Below are 21,694 nucleotides of genomic sequence, written 5' to 3' on the forward strand. Positions count from 1 at the left end.
CTTGATTATTGGCCGAGGCGGTAGATCCGCCTCGCGGTCTCGTTGAACACCGCCGCCTGTGCAGCCTCGGGCACGGCAGCTCGATGCGCTGCGATCAGCTCGGCATAGCTCGTCCAGAGCTTCTCGATCGGAAAGTTCGAGCCGAACAGGCAGCGCTCAGGACCGAACAGGCCAAGCGTCTCGCCGATGATGAAGGCGATCGTCTCGGGATCGTTCTGGCGCAGGAAGGTGCCGAGGCCTGAGAGCTTGCTGACGATGTTGGGCTGGGCTGCCAAAAGCGTCATGCCCGCGCGCCAGGCGGCGATACCCTCCGGCGAAACATCCTCCAGCATGCCGGCGTGCTGGAGCACGAAAGTCACGCCCGGGCAGGCGGCGGCGAGCTCGGCTGCGCCCGCCATTTGGCCGGCGAAGACCTGGAGATCGAAGCTAAAGCGGTAATCGGCGAGCCGGCCGACATTGGCGATCAATCGCGGATCGCGTGCGAGATCCGGCCCGCTGGCAAAGCGGTAGAGCGCGTTCTCGTGCCAGTGCAATTGCATGCGCACGCCGCGCACCCGGGCGTTGCGCGCAAACTGGTCAAGCTGCGGGCGGACATCGCCGGCGAGCATGTCGGCATAGGCGACGATGGCGATCGGGAAACCTGATTCCTCCGAGGCCTGCGAGACGTAGGCGACCTCATCGAGATAACGGTCCGTGGCCCAGTTGGCCTGGACATAGACGGCTTCAGTCACGCCCGCCGGGCGGCAATCGCCGAGATATTCCGTAACCGGATAATCGCGCCGGATCGGCTCATAGGGCCCGAAGATGCGCGGCTGCATCGGCCCGAGCAGCCAGGGCAGGTCGGCCTGCCGCCAGATGTGGAAATGGGAGTCGACGATGCCGGTCATGCCGCTTGCGTGCCTCCGAGCGAAAGGATGTGCCGGCAGATCCGCGCCGTGCTGCCGCCATCCGAAAGGCTGGCGAGGCGCGGCGCGATCAGCCTGAGCGCCTCGGTCTCGGGCCGGTAGCCGGGATCGGCCGCCAATGGTGTCAGCCAGTCGATCCGATGGGCGCGCTGGGCGAGCCGGGCGACGGCACTGACCAGGGCCGATGGATCGCCGCGTTCGAGACCGTCCGAAAGCACGATGACGATGGCGCCGCGGGCGTAGGAGGCGAAGCGGGGTACAGAGAGGAAGGCCTGCAGCGCGTCGCCGATGCGCGTGCCGCCGTCCCAGTCGGCGACGAGCCCGGAGGCTTCGGCCAGCGCCTGCTCGCGCCGCTTGCGCCGCAGCGCCCGCGTGACGCGGGTCAGCCTTGTGCCGAAGGTGAAGACCTCGACCCGCTGCGTCGCCTGCACGATGGTGTGCGCGAGCGCGAGATTGGCGTCGCTGCGCTGCTTCATCGAGCCGGAGACGTCGATCATGAGCAGGATCGGCCGGGGCCGCGTCACGCGCCGGAGCCGCTTGAGACTCATCACCTCGCCGTCGTGGCGGATCGCATCCTTGAGGCTGCGGGCGAGATCGACGACGGGGCCGCGTCGCGCGGTCCGATGACGATAGCCACGGCGGCGGGGCAGCGCGGCCGGCAATGCCCGGCTGAAACGGCGCAAGGTCTCGCTCTCGTCGAGGGTCGCTAGTCGGCGCACCGACAAGGCCTCGGCGCCGGTCGCAACCTGGCCCGTCTCGTTGGCCTCGTCGGCGATCAGGATTTCGCGCGAGCCGGAATCCTCCTGGACCGAAATGTCCTCGTCCGGCGCGAAGTCGTCATCGCCGGGCTCGGCGAGGGCGCCGCCGAGGAAATGCATGTCGAACAGCGCATCGAAGCGTTCGCGCTGCTCGGGATGGGGTGCGAGCGTGGCGGTGGCAGCCTTATGGATATCAGCGATGCTGCGCGGGCCGAGCAGTTCGATCGCCATCAGGAAGCTGGTGGTCTGCTCGGGCGCGGCAGCGATACCGTGCTCGCGCAGCAGCGCAGGGAAGGCGACGAAGAGCCGGGCAGCGGCGGGCAGGGGCGCAATCATGCCGCCAGCCCCGGAATGAATAGCGGCAGGCGCGGCCGCAAATGGGCGAGGTCTTCCTCGTCCTTGATAGCGGCGCCGAGCGAACGGCGGAAGGCCTCCGGCCAGGGCGCGCCGGTCTGCGCCAGCGCCGTCGCGGCCTCGGCCCAGTCGACCGCCTCGGCGACGCCCGGCGGCTTGGCGAGCGGCTCCTGCCGCAGCAGTCCCACAGCCTGGACGACCGCGCGTGCCGTGCTCTCGGCAACGGCGGAGGAGCGCAGCATGATGATCTGCGCCTCCCGCTCGGCTTCCGGATAGGCGATGTAGTGGTAGACGCAGCGGCGCCTGAGCGCTTCGTGCAGCTCGCGGGTGCGGTTCGAGGTCAGGATCACGACCGGTCGTTCGGCGGCGCGCAGCGTGCCACGCTCGGGGATCGAGATCGAAAAATCCGAGAGGAATTCGAGCAGGAAGGCTTCGAATTCATGGTCGGAGCGGTCGATCTCGTCGATCAGCAGCACGGTCGACTCCGGCCGCCGCAGCGTCGCCAGCATCGGCCGTTCGATCAGGAAATCGTCGCGATAGATGTCGAGCTGCTCGCCTTCCCTCGCCTGACGGATGGCGAGCATCTGGCGCGGATAGTTCCACTCGTAGAGTGCGGCGGCGGCGTCGATGCCTTCGAAGCATTGCAGGCGGATGAGCTGGCGGCCGAGAATGCCCGCGAGGGCCTTGGCGGCCTCGGTCTTGCCGACGCCGGGCGCGCCTTCGAGCAGCAGCGGCTTGCCGAGCGCAAGCGAGAGGTAGCCGGCCGTCGCGATGCCGTCATCGGCGAGATACATCGCCGCCTGGAGGGCCTCGGCGAGGTCCTCGGGGCTGGAGATGCCGGCGACGGTCGTCCTCAGGGCCATGCCATCACCGCCAGTTCACCGGGCCGCCACGCCGTGGGCCCGGTTTGACGCCGCCATTGGCCTTGATGCCGCGCAGGATCTTCTCCGGCGTGATCGGGAGTTCATCGACCCGCACGCCGATGGCGTTGTAGACGGCGTTGGCCACCGCCGGCAGCACCGGGTTGGCGCACATCTCGCCCGGGCCCTTGCCGCCGAACGGCCCGTCCGGCGCCGGCCGCTCCAGCACGGTGACGTGATAGGGCGCGATGTCGCCCGGTCCCGGCATCAGGTACTCGTTGAAGTCGCGCGGGCCGTGCTCTGGGCTGGGGTAGTATGGTTCCGGCGTTTCGTAGAGGGCGTGGCTGATCCCCATCCAGGCCCCGCCGACGAGTTGCTGCTCGACCATGCGCGGATTGATGACGCGGCCGAGCTCATAGGCGCTGGTCATCCTGAGCACCTCGACCTCGCCGGTCTCGTCGTCGACGCTGACATCGGCGACGAGGCAGGCATGGGCGAAAGCCGTGTTCGGATTCATCTCGCCGGTCTCGGTATCGACGGCCGAGAGCGGGATCAGGAAGATGCCGCGGCCGGCGATGGTCTTGCCCTGCTTGAACTGCGCCGCCTGAGCCGTCGCCTTGACCGTGATGCTGCGCGAGGGCGCGCCGCGGACATGGATGTTGCCGCGCCCATCGGTGACGAGGTCGGCGGCGTTGACCTCGAGCTCCTCGGCCGCGGCCTCGAGCAATACGCCGCGCGCCTCGCGGGCGGCGACGATGATGGCGTTGCCCATGCGGTGCGTGCCGCGCGAGGCGAAGGAGCCCATGTCATGCGGGCCGGTGTCGCTGTCGGCGGTGTCGACATAGACGTCCTCGACGGGAACGCCGAGCGTTTCGGCCGCAATCTGGCGCGAGACCTGTTTCATGCCCTGGCCGAGATCGATCGCCGAGAGCGCGACGGTGAACTTGCCGTCCGGGTTGGAATGGATCAGCGCCTGGCTCGGATCGCCGCCGAGATTCATGCCGATCGGATAGTTGACCGAGGCCATGCCGCGGCCTTCGTAACGGGCCATCTCAGCGCCTCCTCGTGCCGAAGACCGAAGAGAACCGTACCGCGCCATGCTGTGTCTGCGCCGGTGCAGCCGGCGGCGGGGCAGGGGGAGCGGGCGGCGGCTGGTAGGCGGGCGGGGCCGGATGCGAACCAGCCGGCTGATAGGATGGCGGCGGCGCTGGCTGATAGGCGTGAGGTGGTATCGCGGTCGCCGGCCGCGGCGGCTCGTAGCGCGGCACCTGCGTCGGCGCTGCGCGTCCGTCGCGCGCGCCCTCCATCACCGGCTGCTTGCTTGGCGCGATCCGGGTCGTGCCGGCGGGCAGTACCTGGGTCGCCGGCCCGCTGCGCGTATCGGGCCGGCCGATCTGGCCGCGGGCATCGAGCTGCGTCGCCGGGATCTGCGAGCGCTCGCCGGCGCCGCCGCCGACCAGCGAAGACGCCCGCTTCGCCTGCTCGGATAGCGGCCAGTTCGCCTTCTCGGCCGCGACCTGCACGCATTCGACCAGCGCCGTGTTCTTGGCGGCGCGTCGATGCGGTTTCATGTCGCCGTCGCGATAGGCGTTGAGGATGCGCAGCTCCATCGGGTCCATGTTCGCGGCTTCGGCGAGGCGGTCCATCTGGACCTCGAGCGCGAAGTCGACGGCAGTGACGCCGAAGCCGCGCATGGCGGTGGACGGGCAGCGATTGGTGTAGGCGACGTAGATGTCGGAGGCGACGTTGGGGATCCAGTACGGCCCCGGCACATGCGCCGTGCATTTGATCGCCGCATAGCTCGACAGCCGCGTATAGGCGCCAGCGTCGAAATAGCTGCGGATATGGCGGGCGACGATCCGCCCGTCGCGCATCAGCCCATCCTTGATGTAGATGCGCTCGGCCCCGCGCGGCGAGCCGTAGAGCATCTCCTCCTCGCGATCGAGCACGAAGCGCACCGGCCGGCCGGTCAGCATGGCGCCGAGCACGGCGAGCGGCTCGGTCAGCGAGTCGACCTTGCCGCCGAAGCCGCCACCAACGGTGCCGCCGATGAAATGCAGCTGGTTCGACTCGACATTGACGATCTTGGCGGTGGTGCCCAGCGCGAAGAACAGGCCCTGGGCGCAGGAGTGCACGACGAAGCGGCCGTTCTGCTCGGGTGCTGCGATCGAGCCATTGGTCTCCGTCGGCGCATGCTCGATCGGAGACATCTGGTAGCGATGCTCCATCACGATGTCGGCGCCGGAAAAACCGCGCTCGACATCGCCGAAGCGCAGCTTCTGATGGTCGAAGCGCTCGTGATATTCGAAGTAGTTGCCAGGATAGGTCTCGTTGACCACCGGCGCGCCGGCTTTCAGCGTCTCCTCGACGTCGAACACCGCCGGCAGCGGATCATAGTCGATCCGGACCAGCTTGCAGGCGGCCTGCGCCTGCGCCTCGCTGTCGGCGAGGATCGCCACGACGGGCTCGCCCTTGTAGCAGACCTTGCTCACCGCCAGCGACGGCTCGTCGTCCTTGCCGAAATTGATCAGGCTGAGCAGCGTGTTCTTGTTCACCGGGACATCGGCGCCGCGCAGCACGCGCTTGACGCCGGGCGCGCGCTCGGCGGCCGAGGTATCGATCGCGCGGATGCGGGCATGGTGATGCGGGCTGCGCACCACTTTCAGATGCAGCATGCCGTCGAAGGCGTGGTCGTCGAAGAAGCGGGTGCGCGCCGTGACATGGCCCGGCATGTCCTGGCGCTGTATGCCCTTGCCGACGACGTTCAGATTGTCGTCGCGCTCGTCGGCGAACAGGTCCTTGCGCATCTCGAGCATGGCGGGTTCCTTCTTCAGGCCCGGCGCGCGCCGGGCGCGTCCGCTGCGGCGAGAATGGCGGCGATGATCGGCTCGTAACCGGTGCAGCGGCAGATATTGCCGCTGATCGCCTCGACGACCTCTTCGCGGCTCGGCTGCGGGTTCTTCGCCAGCAGCGCCCGCGCCGCGGTCAGCATGCCCGGCGTGCAGAAGCCGCATTGGGCGGCGAAATGATCCATGAAGGCGTCCTGCAGCGGGTGGAGCTCCGGCCCGTTCGCCATCCCCGAGGTGGTCTCGATCTGGCGGCCCTCGCAGGAGACCGCGAGCGTCAGGCAGGCGAGCTGCGGCTCTCCGTCGACCAGCACGGTGCAGACGCCGCAGGTGCCCTGGCCGCAGCCATATTTCGGGCCGAAATCGCCGAGCCCGCGCCGGAGCGTGTCGAGCAGGTTGCTCGCCGGATCGACGAAGGTGGCACGATCACTGCCATTGAGGCGGAACTGGACCGGGAGCTTGGCCATGGCGCGCCTCCTCAGCGCGGCTCGCCGGCCAGAAGCCGGCCGAGATGGACGGGGAGGATCTCGCGCCGGTACCACTCGCTGGCGATCGCGTCGGTGGCAGGGCGGCAGCCTTCGAGTGCTGCCTGCTTTGCCGCCTGGGTCGCCGCCTGGTCGAGCGGCTTGCCGTCGAGCGCCCGCTCGACGCCGCGGGCGCGGATCGGTGTCGGCGCCATCGCGCCATAGGCCACCCGCGCCTGCGCGACGCGGCCGCCCGAGAGCGGCAGGTATGCCGCGATCGAGAGCACCGAGATGCCCTTCGGCTTGACCCGGCTGATCTTGCGGAAATGGAATTCGGCCGGGTTCTGCGGTCTTGCGAACTGAACCGCGGTGACCAGGCCCTGGCCGCCGCGCTCGCGAGCGCTCAGGAAATCCTCCAGCGATACCGCCCGGCCCGAGCCATAGCCGGATTGCAGCACGACCTGCGCATCGAGCGCCAGCAGCGCCACGGTGAAGTCGCCATAAGGCGTGCCGGCGAAGAGGTTGCCGCCGATCGTCGCCATCGTCCGGACCGCCGGCCCGCCGATGCCGCGTGCAGGCGCATGGAGATAGGCAAGGTCGCGGTTGGCCAGCACCATCGCCATGGTCACGCCGGCGCCGAGCTCGACGCGGGCGCCGCCGGCGCTCATCTGCCGCAAGACCGGATCGGTGACGCGCACCAGCGTGCCCTCGGTCAGCCGGCCCTCATTGACCTCGCGCATCACCAGCGTGCCGCCGCCGATCAGCAGCGCCTGGCGATCGCCGGAGAGGATGCCGGCGGCTTCCGACAGGCTCGCGCAGGTTCTCAGATCGAGCATGTCAAACCTCCTCGCCGACGATCACCGGCAGGCGGCGAACCGCCTCGATGCCGTTGGTGTAGACCTCGTCGCCGACGAGTCTGGCGAGTTCCGCCTCCCGCCCGGGCGGCGTGGTGAAGCGGCTTTCCCAGTGCCAGAAACTGCGATTGCCGTCGGTCACCGGCAGCAGACGGACATGGGCGACATAGTTGAACAGCGGGATCGGCGTATCGAGCAGGCAGTAGCTGAAGGTCATTTCGAGATCGGAGAGCGTCAGCAGCTGCTCGCGCAGCTCGCTGCCGTCGCGCAGAACGAAGCGTCTGATGCAGCCGACGCGGTCGGACGGGTAGGCGCGCTCGATCTCGCTCCGCGCTACGATGGGATGCCACTTGTCGTGCCCGTTGAAGTCGCGCAGGACCGACCAGAGCCGGTCGGCCGGCGTATCGATGATCGTGCTGCGGACGACATGGGGCATGGCTATCCCCCGAATGCGCGCTTGAGGGCGTCGAACCCGCCCTGGAAGACGTTGGTGCCGATGCCGGCGACGAGCTCGGCTTCCTTCTCCGGCGCGCAGTCGAAATCGGCCGACCACTCGATGAAGGTCCGCTCCTGGTCGGTGACCGGTGTCAGCCGGAGTGTCGCGACGTAGTTGGTCAGCGGCATCGGCGAGTCGAGGATCGAATAGGTGCAGAACATGTCGTAGTCGGAGAGGCCGAGGAGCTGCTCGCGCAGCCGGTCGCCGCTGCGCAGCGAGAAGGCGCGAATGCAGCCGACCTTGTCGGCCGGCTCGCCGTTCTCGATCCGGCTCTCGGCGATACGGGGGTGCCAGTTCGGCAGGCCGTTGAAGTCGCGCACCCGGGCCCAGACCTTGACGGCGGGAGCGGCGATGACGCTGGAAACGTAGACGCGGGCCATCGGTCAGCGCCTCACGACTTCTTGCCGGAGCCGGGGCGGCCGCCGCCTTCGGGGGCAGGTTCACCGCCACCGTCCTTCGGCTTGGCCGGCTGCGCTTCCTTGGCGACGCGCTGCATGTCCGAGGCCTCGCGCATCAGCCCGCCCATCTTGGCGAGATTGCCGCCCTCGATGCCGATCTCCTTCAGCACCTGGTCGATCATCGGCGCCTGGACGCGGTAGCGCAGCGCCGACTCGATGACCTCGTCGGTGGGCGAGCGCGCCGTTCCGCCGGCGCCGCTGCCGCTGGCCGCGCCGGCGAGCCCGTCGACATGGAGGATGCGGATACCCTCGATCTTCTCCAACGGCTTGACGCTCTCGCGCACGATGCCCTCGATCTTGTCGAGCAGGCGGCGCCGGAACAGCCCGTAGCGGGCGCCATCGCTGAGCACGTTCTCGGCCTCGTAGAGCAGCTTCTGCGCCTCGGCATCGACCGCGCGGCGCACCTTCTCGGCCTCGGACGCGATGCGGGATTCTTCGGCGGCCTTCTCGGCGAGCAGGATCTCGACGGTCTTGCGCCGCTGCGCGCTCTCGCTTTCGCGGACGGTCTTGACCTTCTCCTCGGCTTCGACCGCCTTGGCGCGGGCGATCTCGGCACTGACCTGCGCCGCCGATTCCTCCAGCGACTTGGCGTAGAGCGCGATCGCCTTGTCCATGGCGGCCGCCTCGACCTCGCGTTCGCGCCCGATCTCGAGCTTGCGCAGCTCGCGCTGGCGGCCGATACGGGCCTCGTCGAGACCGCGATCGGAGGAGATGCGCGCGCGCTCGACCTCCTCGTTCGAGACGATCTGAGCCTCCTGCAGCGCCTGGTTGCGCGCGATCTCCAGCTGCTCCAGCGCGCGGCGGCGCTCGATCCGCACAGCTTCCAGCGCCTGCTCGCGGGCGATGTCGACGGTCTCGACCTGCTGGCGCGCGGTGATCTCGGCCTGGCGCAGCGTCTTGTCGGCGTCGGCGCGCTCGACCTTCTTGTTGGCGAGCACGATCGCGCGCTCTTCCTCGGCGACCTCGACCGCCTTCTTCTGGGCGATCTGCAGCATCTCGCGGGTCTTGCTCGAATTGATCCGCTCTTCGTCGAGACCGAGCTCGGTTGCGATCCGCTGGCGTTCGACCGCGTCGCGGCGCTTCAGCTCGGCGGTGTCGAGCTCGGCATTGCGCTTGATCTCGAGCCCCTTGGTCGCGAGCTCGGCGGCGATGCGCCCGGCCGCGACGGCCTTCTCCTGGCCGATGCGGGCGGCTTCGGTCGCTTCGCGGGCAGAGATTTCGGCGGTATCGATCGCTTCGGTGCGCCCGATCTCGAGCAGGCTCTTGCGCTGGTCGAGGGCGATCCGGTCGGCCGTGATCGCGTCCTCCTGGGCAATTCTTGCCTTCTCGACCGCTTCCCGCGCGCTGATCTCAGCCTCGTCCAGCGCTCGGTTGCGGGCGATCTGGAGGGCGCGCACGCGTTCCTCCTGGCCGATGCGGGAGGTTTCGACAGCCTCGCGCGCCGCGATGTCTTCCTGGTCGAGCGTGCGGGTGCGCTCGATCTCGCGGTTGCGGATCTCCTGCTCGCGGATGATGCGCTCGGCACTCACCGCGGTTTCCTGCAGGATGCGCGCCTTCTCGGTCGACTCGCGCGCTTCGATCTCGGCTGCTTCCAGCACCCTGGTGCGCTCGATCTCCTGCTGCCTGATCTCGCGTTCGGAGGCGATGCGGGCGGCGTTGATCGTCTGCTCGTTGGCGATGCGCGCCTTCTCGACATGCTCGCGCGCGGCGATCTCGGCCTCCTCGACGGCTTGCGTCCGGGCGATCTCCTGCTGGCGGATATCCCTTTCCGAAGCGATGCGCGCTTCGCTGATCCCGCGCTCATTGGCGATGCGTGATTTCTCGATCTCTTCGCGCGAGGTGATCTGGGCCTGTTCGGCCTCGGTATCGCGGATGGCGCGCTCGCGGGCGACCTCGGTGCGCTGCATGGCGCGCTTGATCTCGATCTCGCGCTGCTGATCGAGACGCGCCGTCTCGCTCTCGCGCTCAATGTCGAGTGCCTGGCGCTCGGCTTCGAGATTGCGGGTGCGGATGCGGATCATCGAGTCCTGCTCGATATCGTTGCGCAGCTTCCGCTTGTCCTCGATCTCCTCGATGATCCGCGTCAGACCGGCTGCGTCGAAGCGGTTGGACGGGTTGAAATACTGCAGGTCGGTCTGGTCGAGGTCGGTGAGCGCGACCGATTCCAGCACGAGCCCGTTCTGGTCGAGCGCCTCGGCGGCGGCATCCTTGACGCGCTGGACGTAAGTGCCGCGCTGCTCGTGCATCTCCTCCATCGTCATCTCGGAGGCGACGGTGCGCAGCGCCGAGATGAACTTGCCGGAGAGCAGCGCATGGAGCTGGTCCGGCTGCAGGGTGCGTCGGCCGAGCGTCGCGGCGGCGACGGAGACCGATTCCCGCTCCGGCTTCACCCGGACATAGAACTCGGCGTCGATGTCGACGCGCATCCGGTCGCGGGTGATCAGCGCATCGTTGCTCGCCCGCGTCACCGCGAGCTGCAGCACGTTCATGTTGACCGGCGTGACGTCGTGGATGATCGGCAGCACGAAGGCGCCGCCATTGATGACGACCTTTTCGCCGAACAGGCCGGTGCGGACGAAGGAGACCTCCTTCGAGGACCGGCGGTAGAGCCAGTTCACCAGATAGACGACGATGGCGATGATGATCACCGCCACGATCAGCCAGAGGATCAGCGATCCGATCAGCTGCCCCGTCATGTCATCATCCTCCCGCCCGAATCCGGGTCATTTCGTCTTGCCGGGCTTGCGTGCCGGCTTGCTGGTTTTGGCTGCGCGGCCGATCTGCTTGAAGGCGCGGGTCTGGTCGCGGATCGCGACCTCGACCGGCAGGCGCTCCATCGAGGACGCGCCGTAGAAGCCATGGCAGTTGACCGTGTTCTTCATGATGAAGTCGGCATCGGCCGGCTCCGCGACCGGCCCGCCATGGACGAGGATGATCGCATCCTTCTTGACGGCGAGCGCAGCCTTCGCCCAGCGCTCGACCAGCGCCGGGCAATCCTTGAGCTTGAGCGCCGTTTCGGCGCCGATCGAGCCGCCGGTGGTGAGGCCGAGATGGCAGACGATGATGTCGGCGCCGGCCTTCGCCATCGCCCGGGCATCGTCCTCGCAGAAGACGTAAGGTGTGGTCAGCAGGCCCTTGGCATTGGCGAGGGCGATCATTTCGACCTCCAGCCCATAGCCCATGCCGGTCTCTTCGAGATTGGCGCGGAAGGTGCCGTCGATCAGCCCGACGGTCGGGAAGTTCTGCACGCCGGCAAAGCCGATGCGCTGGACCTCGTCGAGGAAGGTGTCCATGCGCCGGAACGGATCGGTGCCGCAGACGCCGGCGATCACCGGCGTCGTCTTCACGACCGGCAGCACCTCGGCCGCCATTTCCATCACGATGGCGTTGGCGTCGCCATAGGGCATCAGCCCGGAGAGCGAGCCGCGGCCGGCCATGCGGTAGCGGCCGGAATTGTAGATCACGATCAGATCGATGCCGCCCAGCTCTTCGCACTTGGCGGACAGGCCCGTGCCGGCGCCGCCGCCGACGATCGGCTCTCCCCTGGCGATCATCGCCCGGAAGCGCTTGAGCAGGGCCTTCTTGTCGAAGCTCGTCATGACCGCCCCGTACGAACTGGCGACGGAACCGCACCGTCTTTCCGGGGCATCGCGCAGCGATGAGCCCGGAACCCATCAACACCGATCATTCCAAGTTGGGCTCGCGGCATCGTCCGGCCCTTTCCTGCGAAACCTGCGGATATGGGTTCCGGGCTCAGGCCTGCGGCCTGCCCCGGAATGACGGCTGAGGTTCCGAAGGGAACTGTCATGACCTGCCTCCGCCGGCCCGCTCGCGCCGCCGGCCGGCGTGCAGCGCGCGGAACTGCTGCACCAAAGCGGCGGCGAAGGCGGGATCGTTGATGTGGAGCGGCAGGCGGATCAGCTGCCGGCCGGGGCCGGTGCGCACCGTCTGCTCCAGCGCCTGGAACAGCGCCGCATCGGCTGCCGGGTCGTGGAAGGCCTGTCCGGGCGCATCCAAAGCGGAGACGCCGAGCTCGGGGAGCAGGAAGCGGACCGGCCCTTCCATCTGGTTCAATCGCTCGCCGATCCAGCGGCCCAAGCGGGCATTCTCCTCCGCAGTGGTCCGCATCAGGGTGATCTGCGGGTTGTGCGGGTAGAGCAGGCGGCCGCGATAGCGCTCGGGCACGCTCTCGGGCGCGGCGAAGTTCACCATGTCGAGCGCGCCGACCGAGCCGACATAGGGAATGCGGGTGCGGATGATGGCGCCGAAGCGATCCTCCGTCGCCGGCAAAATGCCGCCCATCAGCATATCGCAGACCTCGGTGGTCGAGACGTCGATCACCGCGCCGACGAGCTCGGAATCGACCAGTTTTTCCATGGAACGGCCGCCGGTGCCGGTGGCGTGGAAGACGAGCGGCTCCCATTCGTCGGCGAGCAGTTTCGCGACCTGCTGCACGCAGGGCGTGGTGACGCCGAACATGGTGAGACCGACCAGTGGCTTCTCGGGCTCGCGGCGGCGCGGCGCCTCGGGCTTCAGTTCGGCGAGGCGGGCCTTCGCCATGGCGGCGATGGCATGCGCGCCATTGCCGAGCACGAGGCGCGAGACGCGGTTGACGCCCTGCACATCGGTGACGGCGTGCAGCATCGCGATATCGGTCGCGCCGACATAGGCGCGGACGTCGCCGGAGGCCATGGTCGAGATCATCAGCTTGGGCAGGCCGACCGGCAGTGCCTGCATCGCCGGCGTTACCATCGCGGTCGCACCCGAGCCGCCTGCCGAGATGATGCCGAGCAGGCCCCGCTGGCGCGGCAACCAGGCCTTGAATGCCTCGGTCATCGCAGCCACCGCCGTGCCGCGATCGCCCGAGGAGATGCCGGCCGAGCCCTTCGGCGAGGCGAGGGCTATCTCCTGCGGGGTGACATCGCCGCCGGCGCTGCGGCCGGATGTCGACAGGTCGACGAGGCGGGTGCGCAGGCCCTCGGACCGGATCACGTCGCGGATGAAGCGCAGTTCCTCGCCCTTGGTGTCGAGCGTGCCGGCGATGACGACGTAAGGCTCGCTGCTCGCCGCAGCCGCGAGCGGCCGGACCCCACCGATCGGTTGGCCATCGCGCGTCGCCAGCGTCGGGCGCGAGATGGTGCGGGCCTGAGCCTCGATCCGGGCGGCCGGCACGGCTTGCGACCAGCGGTTCGGGATGACCGGGTTCGAGACATAGACGCGGATCGGCCCGGTCGGGGCGGGGGAGGCGGCCTGTCCGGCCGCGCCGGGACCTGCTATCTCCGGCACCGCATCGGTCTCGTCATGGCCATGGCGGCCGACGCCGAGCAGGCGCTGCTGCAATTCGCGGTCACCGGCCAGCGTGGCCGAGGCGATGATGCGGTTGATCCGGCCGTTGACCATGATTGCGACGGGATCGGACATCTGCGTGGCAACGCCGATGTTCTGCTCGATCACCAGGATTGCGACATCGCCCTGATCGGCGAGCCGGACCAGCATCTCCTCGACATGGGCGACGATGACCGGGGCGAGCCCCTCGGTCGGCTCGTCCATGACCAGCAGGCGCGGATTGAGCAGCAGCGCCCGGCTGATCGCCAGCATCTGCTGCTCGCCACCGGAGAGCTGGGCGCCGCCATTGTTGCGGCGCTCGGCGAGGCGCGGAAAGACTTCGTAGATGCGCTCCGGCGTCCAGGACCCGCGCTTGCCGCGCTGCATCAGCCGCAAATGCTCGTCGACCGTCAGCGAGCGCCAGAGCCGGCGGCCTTGCGGCACATAGCCGATGCCGAGCCGCGCCACCTCGGCCGGCGAGCGCCCGGCGATCTCCTCGCCGAAGAAGCGGATCGAGCCGGACGCGATCGGCACCAGCCCCATGATCGCCTTGCACATGGTCGTCTTGCCCATGCCGTTGCGACCGACGACTGAGAGGACGCCGTGCTGCAGCGTGAGATCGACGCCCTGGACGGCATGCGAGCGGCCATAGAAGACGTTGAGGCCCGCGATCTGCAGGACCGGAACGCCGGCGGCGGGCGGGGCTTTCAGGCGCTCAGCCATGACCGCCCCCGAGATAGAGTTCCTGCACCTCGGGATCGGATTCGATCTCGCCCGGCCGTCCCTCTTTGAAGATGCGACCGTTGTGCATCATCGTCACGCTCTCGACGACGCGCAGCGCCACGTCCATGTCGTGCTCGATGATGATGTAGCCGATATGGGCCGGCAACGAGGTCAGGATCTGGACGAGATCCTGTCGCTCGGTTGGCGACAGCCCAGCCGCCGGCTCGTCGAACAGGATGAAGCGCGGCGCGCCCGAGAGCGCGAGCGCAATCTCGAGCTGGCGCTGCTGGCCATAGGCGAGCTCGCCGACCAGCCGGTCCTTGACGGCGGTGAGATGGACGGCATCGACTAGGCTTTCGGCTGCATGCTGCAGCGTGTCGTCGCGGCGCGGCCGCCTCAGCGAGAAGCGGTTCCGCGAGACACCGCGACAGGCGAGGTAGACATTGTCGACCACCGTCAGCCCGGCGAAGAGCGACGAGATCTGATAGGTGCGCCTGAGGCCGCGGCGGATGCGCTCATGCGGCGGGAAGGTCGTCACGTCCTCGCCGAAGAAGCGGATGACGCCGGAGCTCGGCGAAAAATCGCCGGTGACGCAGTTGAACAGCGTGGTCTTGCCGGCGCCGTTCGAGCCGAGCACGGCTCGCCGCTCGCCGGGGCGAACCGACAGCGTGACATCGGACAGCGCCGCGAGCGCCCCGAACAGGCGCGAGACACCGCGCAGTTCGAGCGCATTGCCCGAGCTGGCAGTATTCAGACGTTCCAGGCTCGGCACGGCGCTCATGGCGAGCCTCCACCGACCCGCATCTGCGCTGCCTGCGTCTCGCGGCTCTTGCGATAGCGGTCGCGCAGGCGCTGCCAGATGCCGATCAGCCCATCCGGCGAGAACAGCACGATGACGAGGAAGCCGAGGCCAATGAGCAGCTGATAGCGCTTGCCCTCGAACCCGACCCAATCGAGCAAATCGAGCGAGAAGGTCCGCAGCAGCACGTAGACGAGCGCACCGATGAACGGGCCGATCGGGCGGCTTAATCCGCCGACCACGGCGATGATCAGCATGTCGACCACCGGTCCGACGCCGCCTGTCCCAGGCGAGACCTGGCGCTGGTACCAGACCAGTAGCACCCCGGCGAAGGCGGCGATCACCGCAGCGAAGGCATAGGCTGCGATGCGATGGGCGACGACATCGAAGCCGAGCGCCGCCATGCGCCTGGGATTGTCGCGCGTGCCCTGCAAGGCAAGGCCGAAGGGCGCGCGCGAGACATAGACGACGACCGCATAGGCGAGGGCGGCGCAGCCGAGCGTGAGGTAATAGAACGGCACGGTGCTGCCCCAGTCGATCCCGAGGAAGGCCGGAGGAAGAACCCCGTTGAAGCCGCTGAAGCCGTTGAAGATCGTGTAGTTCTGCAGCGTCAGGTAATAGAAGGCCGAGCCGATCGCGAGCGTGATCATGATCGTGTAGATGCCCTCGGTCCGGACCGAGAGCGCGCCGCCCAGCGTACCGAAGACGGTGGCCAGCAGGATCGCGACCGGTACCGCCGTCCACCACGGCCATTTCAGGCTGATCTGCGTGATGGCGCTGTCGCCGAAGATGGCGACGAGATAGGCGGCGAAGGCCGCAACCGTCATCTGGATCAGGCTGACGATACCGCCATAGCCGGCGAGGAACATCAGGCTGAGCGCGATCATGCCGAGGATCATCGCGTAGGCGAGGATCTGGACGAGCCAGAACGGGTTGGCGAGCAGCGGCATCACCAGCAGCAGCGCGGCGACGATCCAGAACGCCGTGCCCTGCCGGGCAATCACCTCGCTGAGCCCTTCGCGGGGCCGCGGAGTCGCGATCGCGAGGCGGGGTTCTGCAAGCGCCATCTCAGCGCCTCACCGCCGCCAGGCCCTGCGGCCGGATCGCCAGCACCACGACCATGATGACGAAGGTCAGCATCACCGCGTAGGTCGGCATGTAGACCGAGCCGAACTGCTCGGCGAGGCCGACGATGAGCGCCCCCATCGCCGCGCCGGGGATCGAGCCCATGCCGCCGACGATGACGACGACGAGCGAGGACAACAGGATCTTGGTGTCCTCGCCCGGCTGGAGCGACTGGAAGGTGCCGCCGACGACGCCAGCGAGCCCGGCGAGCCCGGCACCGAAGGCAAAGACCATGATGAAGACGAGCTGCACGCGCACGCCCGTCGCCGAGAGCATGTCGCGGTCGTCGACGCCGGCGCGCACCAGCATGCCGATGCGGGTGCGGTTGAGCACGAGCCACATCGCGATGCCCAGGATGATCGCGCCGATCAGGATGGCGATGCGGACCAGCGGGTACATCATCATCACCGCCTCGCCATTGCTGCGCAGCGCGACGACGAAAGGCAGCTCGATCGGGCCGGAGAGCCAGTCTGGGGTGGTCACCTGGAAGGTATCGCCGCCATAGCTCCAGAGCAGGAGGTCGGCGACGATGATCGAGAGGCCGATCGTGACCAGCGTCTGGCGCAGGTCCTGGCCCTCCATCCAGCGGAAGAGCAGCACCTGCATTAGCATGCCGGCCAGGGCGACGATGACGAAGGCGGCGATCAGCGCGGCGAACCAGGAGCCGGTCAGATTGCCGATGCTGTAGCCGACATAGCCGCCGAACAGGTAGAGCGAGCCATGCGCCAGGTTGACGTTGCGCATCAGGCCGAAGATCAGCGTGAAGCCGCTGGCGACCAGGAAATAGAGCCCGCCGAGCGTGATGCCGTTGAACAGTGCGCTCAGGAAGACGCGCTTCCGGCCGAAGGTCAGCTCCATCCACGGCGTCCAGACCGCGAAGATCAGAAAGGCAAGGAGGGCGATCGCGATCAGGATCAACAGCGACCAGATCGGGCGGCGGCCGATGAAATCAGACATGGCTCGCCTGCGATTGCGGCAGGCCGACTGTGCGCAGCACCCGCCGGTAGTCGCGGGGCGCCATGCCCATATGGGCCGTGAAGAAGCGGGTGAATACGCTCTGGCCGGAGAAGCCGAGGCTGTGACTGATGCTGGTCACCGGATCGCTCGACAGAACGATCCGGTCGAGCGCCGCGTCGAGCCGGACCGTATTGGCGAAGACCGTCGGCGTGACGCCGACCTGTTCGCGGAAGAGCTTGAAGAAATGGGCGCGCGACAGCCCGGCTTCGCGCGCGACACGGGCGAGCGCGCCTTCGCAGGACGGGCGCTGTTCCAACAATCGGCAGGCGCGCAGCACGCGCCGGTCGACCGCGCCTTCCGCGGAGAGATGCAGCAGCGAGGAGGCGAGTTCGGGCCCGATCGGTTCGCTGGAAGCCTGCGCCAGCGCCATGAGCACCGGGGCAAGGTTGAGCTCGCGATGCTGCGACAGCAGCATTTCGACGGCCTGATCGCGCCAGGCGGCGAGCTCGCGGGTCACCACGAGCTCGGAGGAGGGGAAGACCAGCGAGCCGGCGGACGGCATCGCCTGCGCCGCCAGCCATTCCGGCTTGAGATAGACGACGAGGAAGAGCCCGAAGGCCCCCGGTTGCTCCGGCTGGAAGTTGTGCGGTTCCCAGGGATTGATCGCGACGCCCATGAACGGATCGACCCGAACCGTGCAGTCGTTGACGGTCACGAGCCCCCGCGAGCCGTCGAGGAAGAAGATCAGATGAGCTTCCCGGTGGGCATGCACCACCAGTGGGCGGTCGAGATCGTAGATCGACACCCGTCCGAATGGACCGTGACAGACCGCGACTGCGCGACTCATGGCTCCTCGCGTAGCAATGCCCGGTGGGGTGAGGCCGCCTCATCAGGTGAGCCTTCACCCGATGGCGCACGCGGATCGCGCGCGACATCGTCGACCGGAACGGGACGGCAGGCGGGAAAGGGCGCGATTCCTGTCGCGTCCTTTCCCGGGAGTCAGGCGCTGGCGACTACGGCTTGCATTCCGGATTGGTCCGTGATGGTAGCCCCACCGCCTTGAAGGCTTCGGCAGACAGTCCCATCGTCTTCGAGACATTCGGGACGGTGCGGACGAATTTATTGGTGAGCTCGCCGTTCGGTGTCTCGACGACCTCGGTGATGAAGGTTGTCGCGATCGCCTGCCGGTCGTCGTCGAGCTTGATCGGGCCGTTCGGGGCATCGAGCTCGACCTTGGCGAGCTCGGCCCGAAGCTTGGCGCCGCCGTCGGAGAGGTCGGCATTGACCTTTTCCAGACCCGTCGCCATCCCGGTGAAGGCATTGTAGTAATTGGTTGCGAACAGCGACGGGCTCGCGAAGCGCTTGTCCGCCGGGAAGGCGTCCTGGTAGGCCTTGACCCACGCCTTCCACTTCGGATCGTCCCAGGCATCCGCGACGCCGCCCGAGGAGGGCGTGCCGACGAGCAGGCGCTTGGCATTGCCGCGCGAGGACAGCACGGTCTGGTCGACCATGATCGAGCCGCCGACGAACTTCGCCTTGCCGCCAGTCTGGCCATACTGGTTGAGGAAGTTCACGGAGTCGCCGCCACCGAGCGCCAGGAAGACGGCGTCGACGTCATCGGGGATGTTGGCGATGACCGAGCCGAAATCCTTGGTTCCGAGCGGCACCCATTGGCGCTGCACGATCTGGCCGCCGGCCTTGCAGTAGCCGAGCGCGAAGCCGAAGACCTGTGTGTAGGGGAAGGAGTAGTCTTCGCCGATCACGGCGAGCTTCTTGTAGCCCTTGTCCTTGAAGACGTAGTCGCCGAGACCGGCCATCCACATCGCGCCGTTGCTGTTGAAGCGGAAATAGTTCGGCGACGGGTTGACGTAGGTGGTCTCGAGCGCGCCGGACGACGCATCGACCACAGTGACGTTGGGCACCGTCTTCGAGTAGTCGCGCATCGCAATGCCCTCGGAGCCCGAGAGCGGGCCGAGGATGAGCTGAACCTTGTCCTGCTCGACGAGCTTGCGCGCTGCCCGCAGTGCCGAGTCCGGGCTGGCGTCGGTCGCCGCGATGATGAACTCGACCTCGCGGCCGGCGATCTTGCCGCCACGTTGCTTCAGCGCGATCTGCGCGCCGCGGACGCCGTCTTCGCCGCCCGAGGTCAGCGCGCCCGAAAGCGTCGCCATCACGCCGATCTTGAGTTTTTCTTGAGCCTGGCCGGTGCCCCCGGCCGCTATCAAAGCGCAGACCGCAACGGCGGCCATTAATGCCTTCCGCATTGCATTTACCTCCCTGCGTGGCCGGCCGCGCCGAAGGTGTCCAACGGCGGAGCCGATGGCGGACTTTTTATCCCGCTCTAAATCTAGGCTAGCACAGGCCGGTCTACTGCCAAGGTCGTAGATATTGCCGAGGGTCTGCTTTTCGCTGCCGAAAGGTCCCGGGTGGGAGGTGTCGAACGTCAGCTATCGGTATCGAGCGGCCGGCCCTGGGGCTACTGGGGCGCACTGCGCCTCTCATCTACGCGATTGGTAGACGAACCGTTCGATGGCAAGGGCGAACGCCCCGAAGGCGATCAACTGACCGGCGACGAGAACGAAGGGCCAGGTGAAGCTTCCGGTCTTGCTGGCGAGCATGGCGAACACCAACGGTCCGCAGATCGAGCCGATGAAGCCGAACATGCTGGCGCTCGACGTCACATCACCAATGCTCGCGAGCGGTGAAACCCTGGCGAGCTCGGCCATATGGACCCCGTTCCATCCCATCGATGTCGCCCCGACAAGCGCCATGCAGCCATAGACCAGCCAGGGGCTTGCTGTGGCGGACCACACCAGCAGCAGGATTGCGCCGCCAGCGGCCAGCGCCAGAACGGACAGAAGCAGAAGGCCCGATCCCAACCGGTCTGCCAGCCATCCGAAGACGATGCGCGCGACCGTGCTCGTCGCAAGCAGCACCGACATGTAGAGCCCGGCCTGGGCCAGGCTCGCGCCATGTTGGATGACCATGTAGGTCGCGGTGAAGGCCGTAATGCAGGCCTGTGTGATCGAGAACGAAACGCCGATAGCGGTGAGCATCGGCAGGCCCGGATGGGCGTTGATGATGCGGGCCGCTCTCGTCAGCGATGAAGGCGACAGGAACAGGCGGGGCCAGCCCTTGTTCCGCGGGCCCCGTTCCGCATCGAGCCGCGGCTGAAGGGCTTGGACCAGCACGGTGCAGGCAAGCACGATGGCGATGACGGCCGAAACCGCGCCGGTGAAGCCGAATGCCAGGACCAAGGGCGCGACTGTAGTGCCGGCAATCGCCCCGCCGAGCGGCACGCCCGCCTGCTTGATCGAGAAGATCAGCGTACGATGTCCGGTCGGCGCGGTGCGCATCAGGACCTGACTGCCGGCGGGCGTATTGGGCGCCAGCCCCAGACCCACGAGCAGCGCTCCGGCGAGCCCGAGCGAAATGGCCGGCTGCGACAGGAGCGCCAGGCCTGCGGCGACAAAGATCAGACCAAGCTGCAAAGTGCGAATGGGGCCGTGATGATCGAGCATCGGGCCGCCGCATGCCAGAAACCAGCAGATACCGACCGAGACGACGGCCGAGACATAGCCGATGTTTTCAGGCGCCAGACCCCAGCGCAGCGTCAGGATCGGCCCAAGCAGCGGGATCGCGGCCGCGGCGAACGAGCTCACGACTTGCACGAGGAGAGTCGCGCTCAGGGCGCTCCCCCACAATGGCAGCTTCAAACCAGGTCCCCCGGCCTCATCGATGCGGGCTTATCTCCTCCGGCATCCGAACAGGCGCGCCGGAGGGTTGCGGCGTTGGATTGGTCTTCCGGCAATGCAGGAGACCAGTCGAGGCCGGTGATGGGCGGACGGGCCTGCACCAGATGCATGCGGCGGCTGATACCGCTGCCGTACGATCCTGTTTGGACCGACTTCGAGCGGCGGGCTGCGCCGTAAGCCCCGACCCCTTCGCCGCTACTTTGCGGCCCGCGCCGTCGCCTCCAGTCCCATCTGCCAGAAATCGGCTTCCAGCCTTGAGGCCTGGCCGAACAGGGCCGCGAGCTCGCTGAAGCGCGCTTCGGTCATGGCGCGGGCGGCGAGGGCGTCGAGATGGTGGCGGGCGTCGCGGGCGACCTGCTGATAAGGCTCGCCGGCATATTCGCCGATCCAGTCGCGATAGGGGTGGGGCGCGAGCGCTGGCCCCAGCCCGGCGGCGAGGCGGGCACCGATCTCGGCATAGCCGATGACGCAAGGCGCGAGCGCCACGTGAAGATCGAGCAGGTCGCCGGCCTGCCCGCAATCGAGCACGAAGCGGGTATAGGCGACCGTCGCCTGGTGCTCGGGCGCGGCTTCCAGATCAGCGGGTGACAGGCCCCAGCGCTCGCAGAGCCGGACATGCAAATCCATTTCGAGGTCGAGGATCGCCGAGAGCCCGGCCTTGGCGGCACGCATGTCGGCGAGGTTGCGGCTCTTATAGGTCGCCAGCGCATAGGCGCGGGCGAACTGGATCAGGAAGAGATAGTCCTGGACGAGGTAGGTCTGGAACGCGGCCTCCGGCAGCGAGCCGTCGCCCATCTGCCGGACGAAGTCGTGCTCGACATAGGATGTCCAGTCGGCCGTGGCAGCGGTTTTCAATCTGTCGAAGATGTCCACGACCTGGGTTTCCTTGGGGACGGGATTCGCGCGGCAGTCATAGCGCAACCGGCGGCGGGCCGCGCGCGACAACTGACGCAGGTTTGATCCGTCATGACGGCGACAGGCGGCCGGCATCGGGTTAACCTTGCCCTTGTTCAGA

At 67.8% G+C, this 21,694-nt stretch carries 19 protein-coding genes; all 19 read right to left on the minus strand.

Annotation, left to right across the window (positions count from 1 at the left end; all coding sequences use genetic code 11):
• Positions 1–5 precede the first annotated feature (5 nt).
• A complete protein-coding gene (locus tag B6S44_RS03335; RefSeq protein ID WP_129155312.1) occupies positions 6–887 on the minus strand; it encodes an amidohydrolase family protein in 882 nt (293 codons plus the stop codon).
• Positions 884–1,999, minus strand: coding sequence for a vWA domain-containing protein (locus B6S44_RS03340; protein WP_129155313.1), 1,116 nt, complete (start codon positions 1,997–1,999; stop codon positions 884–886). The genes B6S44_RS03335 and B6S44_RS03340 overlap by 4 nt, the downstream gene beginning before the upstream one ends.
• Positions 1,996–2,880, minus strand: coding sequence for an AAA family ATPase (locus B6S44_RS03345; RefSeq protein WP_129155314.1), 885 nt, complete (start codon positions 2,878–2,880; stop codon positions 1,996–1,998). The genes B6S44_RS03340 and B6S44_RS03345 overlap by 4 nt, the downstream gene beginning before the upstream one ends.
• 4 nt (positions 2,881–2,884) lie before the next feature.
• Positions 2,885–3,928 carry a xanthine dehydrogenase family protein molybdopterin-binding subunit gene (locus B6S44_RS03350; RefSeq protein WP_129155315.1) on the minus strand — a complete coding sequence of 348 codons (1,044 nt, stop codon included), beginning with the start codon at positions 3,926–3,928 and terminating at the stop codon, positions 2,885–2,887.
• 1 nt (position 3,929) lies between these two features.
• Entirely contained in the window at positions 3,930–5,693 is a 1,764-nt protein-coding gene (locus B6S44_RS03355) for a xanthine dehydrogenase family protein molybdopterin-binding subunit (protein WP_129155316.1), read from the minus strand.
• Between the two features lie 14 nt (positions 5,694–5,707).
• Complete coding sequence (locus B6S44_RS03360) at positions 5,708–6,190, minus strand: (2Fe-2S)-binding protein (RefSeq protein WP_129155317.1); 483 nt, start codon at positions 6,188–6,190, stop codon at positions 5,708–5,710.
• A gap of 11 nt (positions 6,191–6,201) precedes the next feature.
• Positions 6,202–7,023: an FAD binding domain-containing protein gene (locus B6S44_RS03365; protein WP_129155318.1), complete on the minus strand. Its 822-nt coding sequence runs from the start codon at positions 7,021–7,023 to the stop codon at positions 6,202–6,204.
• A gap of 1 nt (position 7,024) precedes the next feature.
• Positions 7,025–7,477, minus strand: a complete 453-nt coding sequence (locus tag B6S44_RS03370; RefSeq protein ID WP_057191440.1) for an SRPBCC family protein — start codon at positions 7,475–7,477, stop codon at positions 7,025–7,027.
• A 2-nt stretch (positions 7,478–7,479) separates the two neighbouring features.
• Positions 7,480–7,917 (minus strand): SRPBCC family protein, encoded by a 438-nt coding sequence (locus tag B6S44_RS03375; protein ID WP_129155319.1) that lies wholly within the window; start codon positions 7,915–7,917, stop codon positions 7,480–7,482.
• 11 nt (positions 7,918–7,928) lie between these two features.
• Entirely contained in the window at positions 7,929–10,691 is a 2,763-nt protein-coding gene (locus B6S44_RS03380) for a flotillin family protein (protein ID WP_129155320.1), read from the minus strand.
• A gap of 27 nt (positions 10,692–10,718) precedes the next feature.
• Positions 10,719–11,594, minus strand: a complete 876-nt coding sequence (locus B6S44_RS03385; protein WP_129155321.1) for a phosphoenolpyruvate hydrolase family protein — start codon at positions 11,592–11,594, stop codon at positions 10,719–10,721.
• A gap of 205 nt (positions 11,595–11,799) precedes the next feature.
• Positions 11,800–14,043, minus strand: a complete 2,244-nt coding sequence (locus tag B6S44_RS03390) for an ABC transporter permease (protein ID WP_129155322.1) — start codon at positions 14,041–14,043, stop codon at positions 11,800–11,802.
• Entirely contained in the window at positions 14,036–14,824 is a 789-nt protein-coding gene (locus B6S44_RS03395; RefSeq protein ID WP_129155323.1) for an ABC transporter ATP-binding protein, read from the minus strand. The genes B6S44_RS03390 and B6S44_RS03395 overlap by 8 nt, the downstream gene beginning before the upstream one ends.
• The gene (locus B6S44_RS03400) at positions 14,821–15,909 is read right to left on the minus strand and encodes a branched-chain amino acid ABC transporter permease (RefSeq protein ID WP_129155324.1); all 1,089 of its coding nucleotides are present in this window, start codon (positions 15,907–15,909) and stop codon (positions 14,821–14,823) included. The genes B6S44_RS03395 and B6S44_RS03400 overlap by 4 nt, the downstream gene beginning before the upstream one ends.
• Before the next feature lies 1 nt (position 15,910).
• Positions 15,911–16,924 (minus strand): branched-chain amino acid ABC transporter permease, encoded by a 1,014-nt coding sequence (locus B6S44_RS03405; RefSeq protein WP_129155325.1) that lies wholly within the window; start codon positions 16,922–16,924, stop codon positions 15,911–15,913.
• Positions 16,917–17,771, minus strand: coding sequence for a helix-turn-helix transcriptional regulator (locus tag B6S44_RS03410; RefSeq protein WP_129155326.1), 855 nt, complete (start codon positions 17,769–17,771; stop codon positions 16,917–16,919). The genes B6S44_RS03405 and B6S44_RS03410 overlap by 8 nt, the downstream gene beginning before the upstream one ends.
• Before the next feature lie 166 nt (positions 17,772–17,937).
• Complete coding sequence (locus tag B6S44_RS03415; RefSeq protein ID WP_248309416.1) at positions 17,938–19,173, minus strand: ABC transporter substrate-binding protein; 1,236 nt, start codon at positions 19,171–19,173, stop codon at positions 17,938–17,940.
• 249 nt (positions 19,174–19,422) lie between these two features.
• Entirely contained in the window at positions 19,423–20,595 is a 1,173-nt protein-coding gene (locus tag B6S44_RS03420; RefSeq protein WP_282568166.1) for an MFS transporter, read from the minus strand.
• 279 nt (positions 20,596–20,874) lie between these two features.
• A complete protein-coding gene (locus tag B6S44_RS03425; protein ID WP_206735068.1) occupies positions 20,875–21,552 on the minus strand; it encodes a TenA family protein in 678 nt (225 codons plus the stop codon).
• Positions 21,553–21,694: the final 142 nt, after the last annotated feature.

The sequence above is a fragment of the Allobosea sp. Tri-44 genome, assembly GCF_004123845.1.
Lineage (GTDB): Bacteria > Pseudomonadota > Alphaproteobacteria > Rhizobiales > Beijerinckiaceae > Allobosea.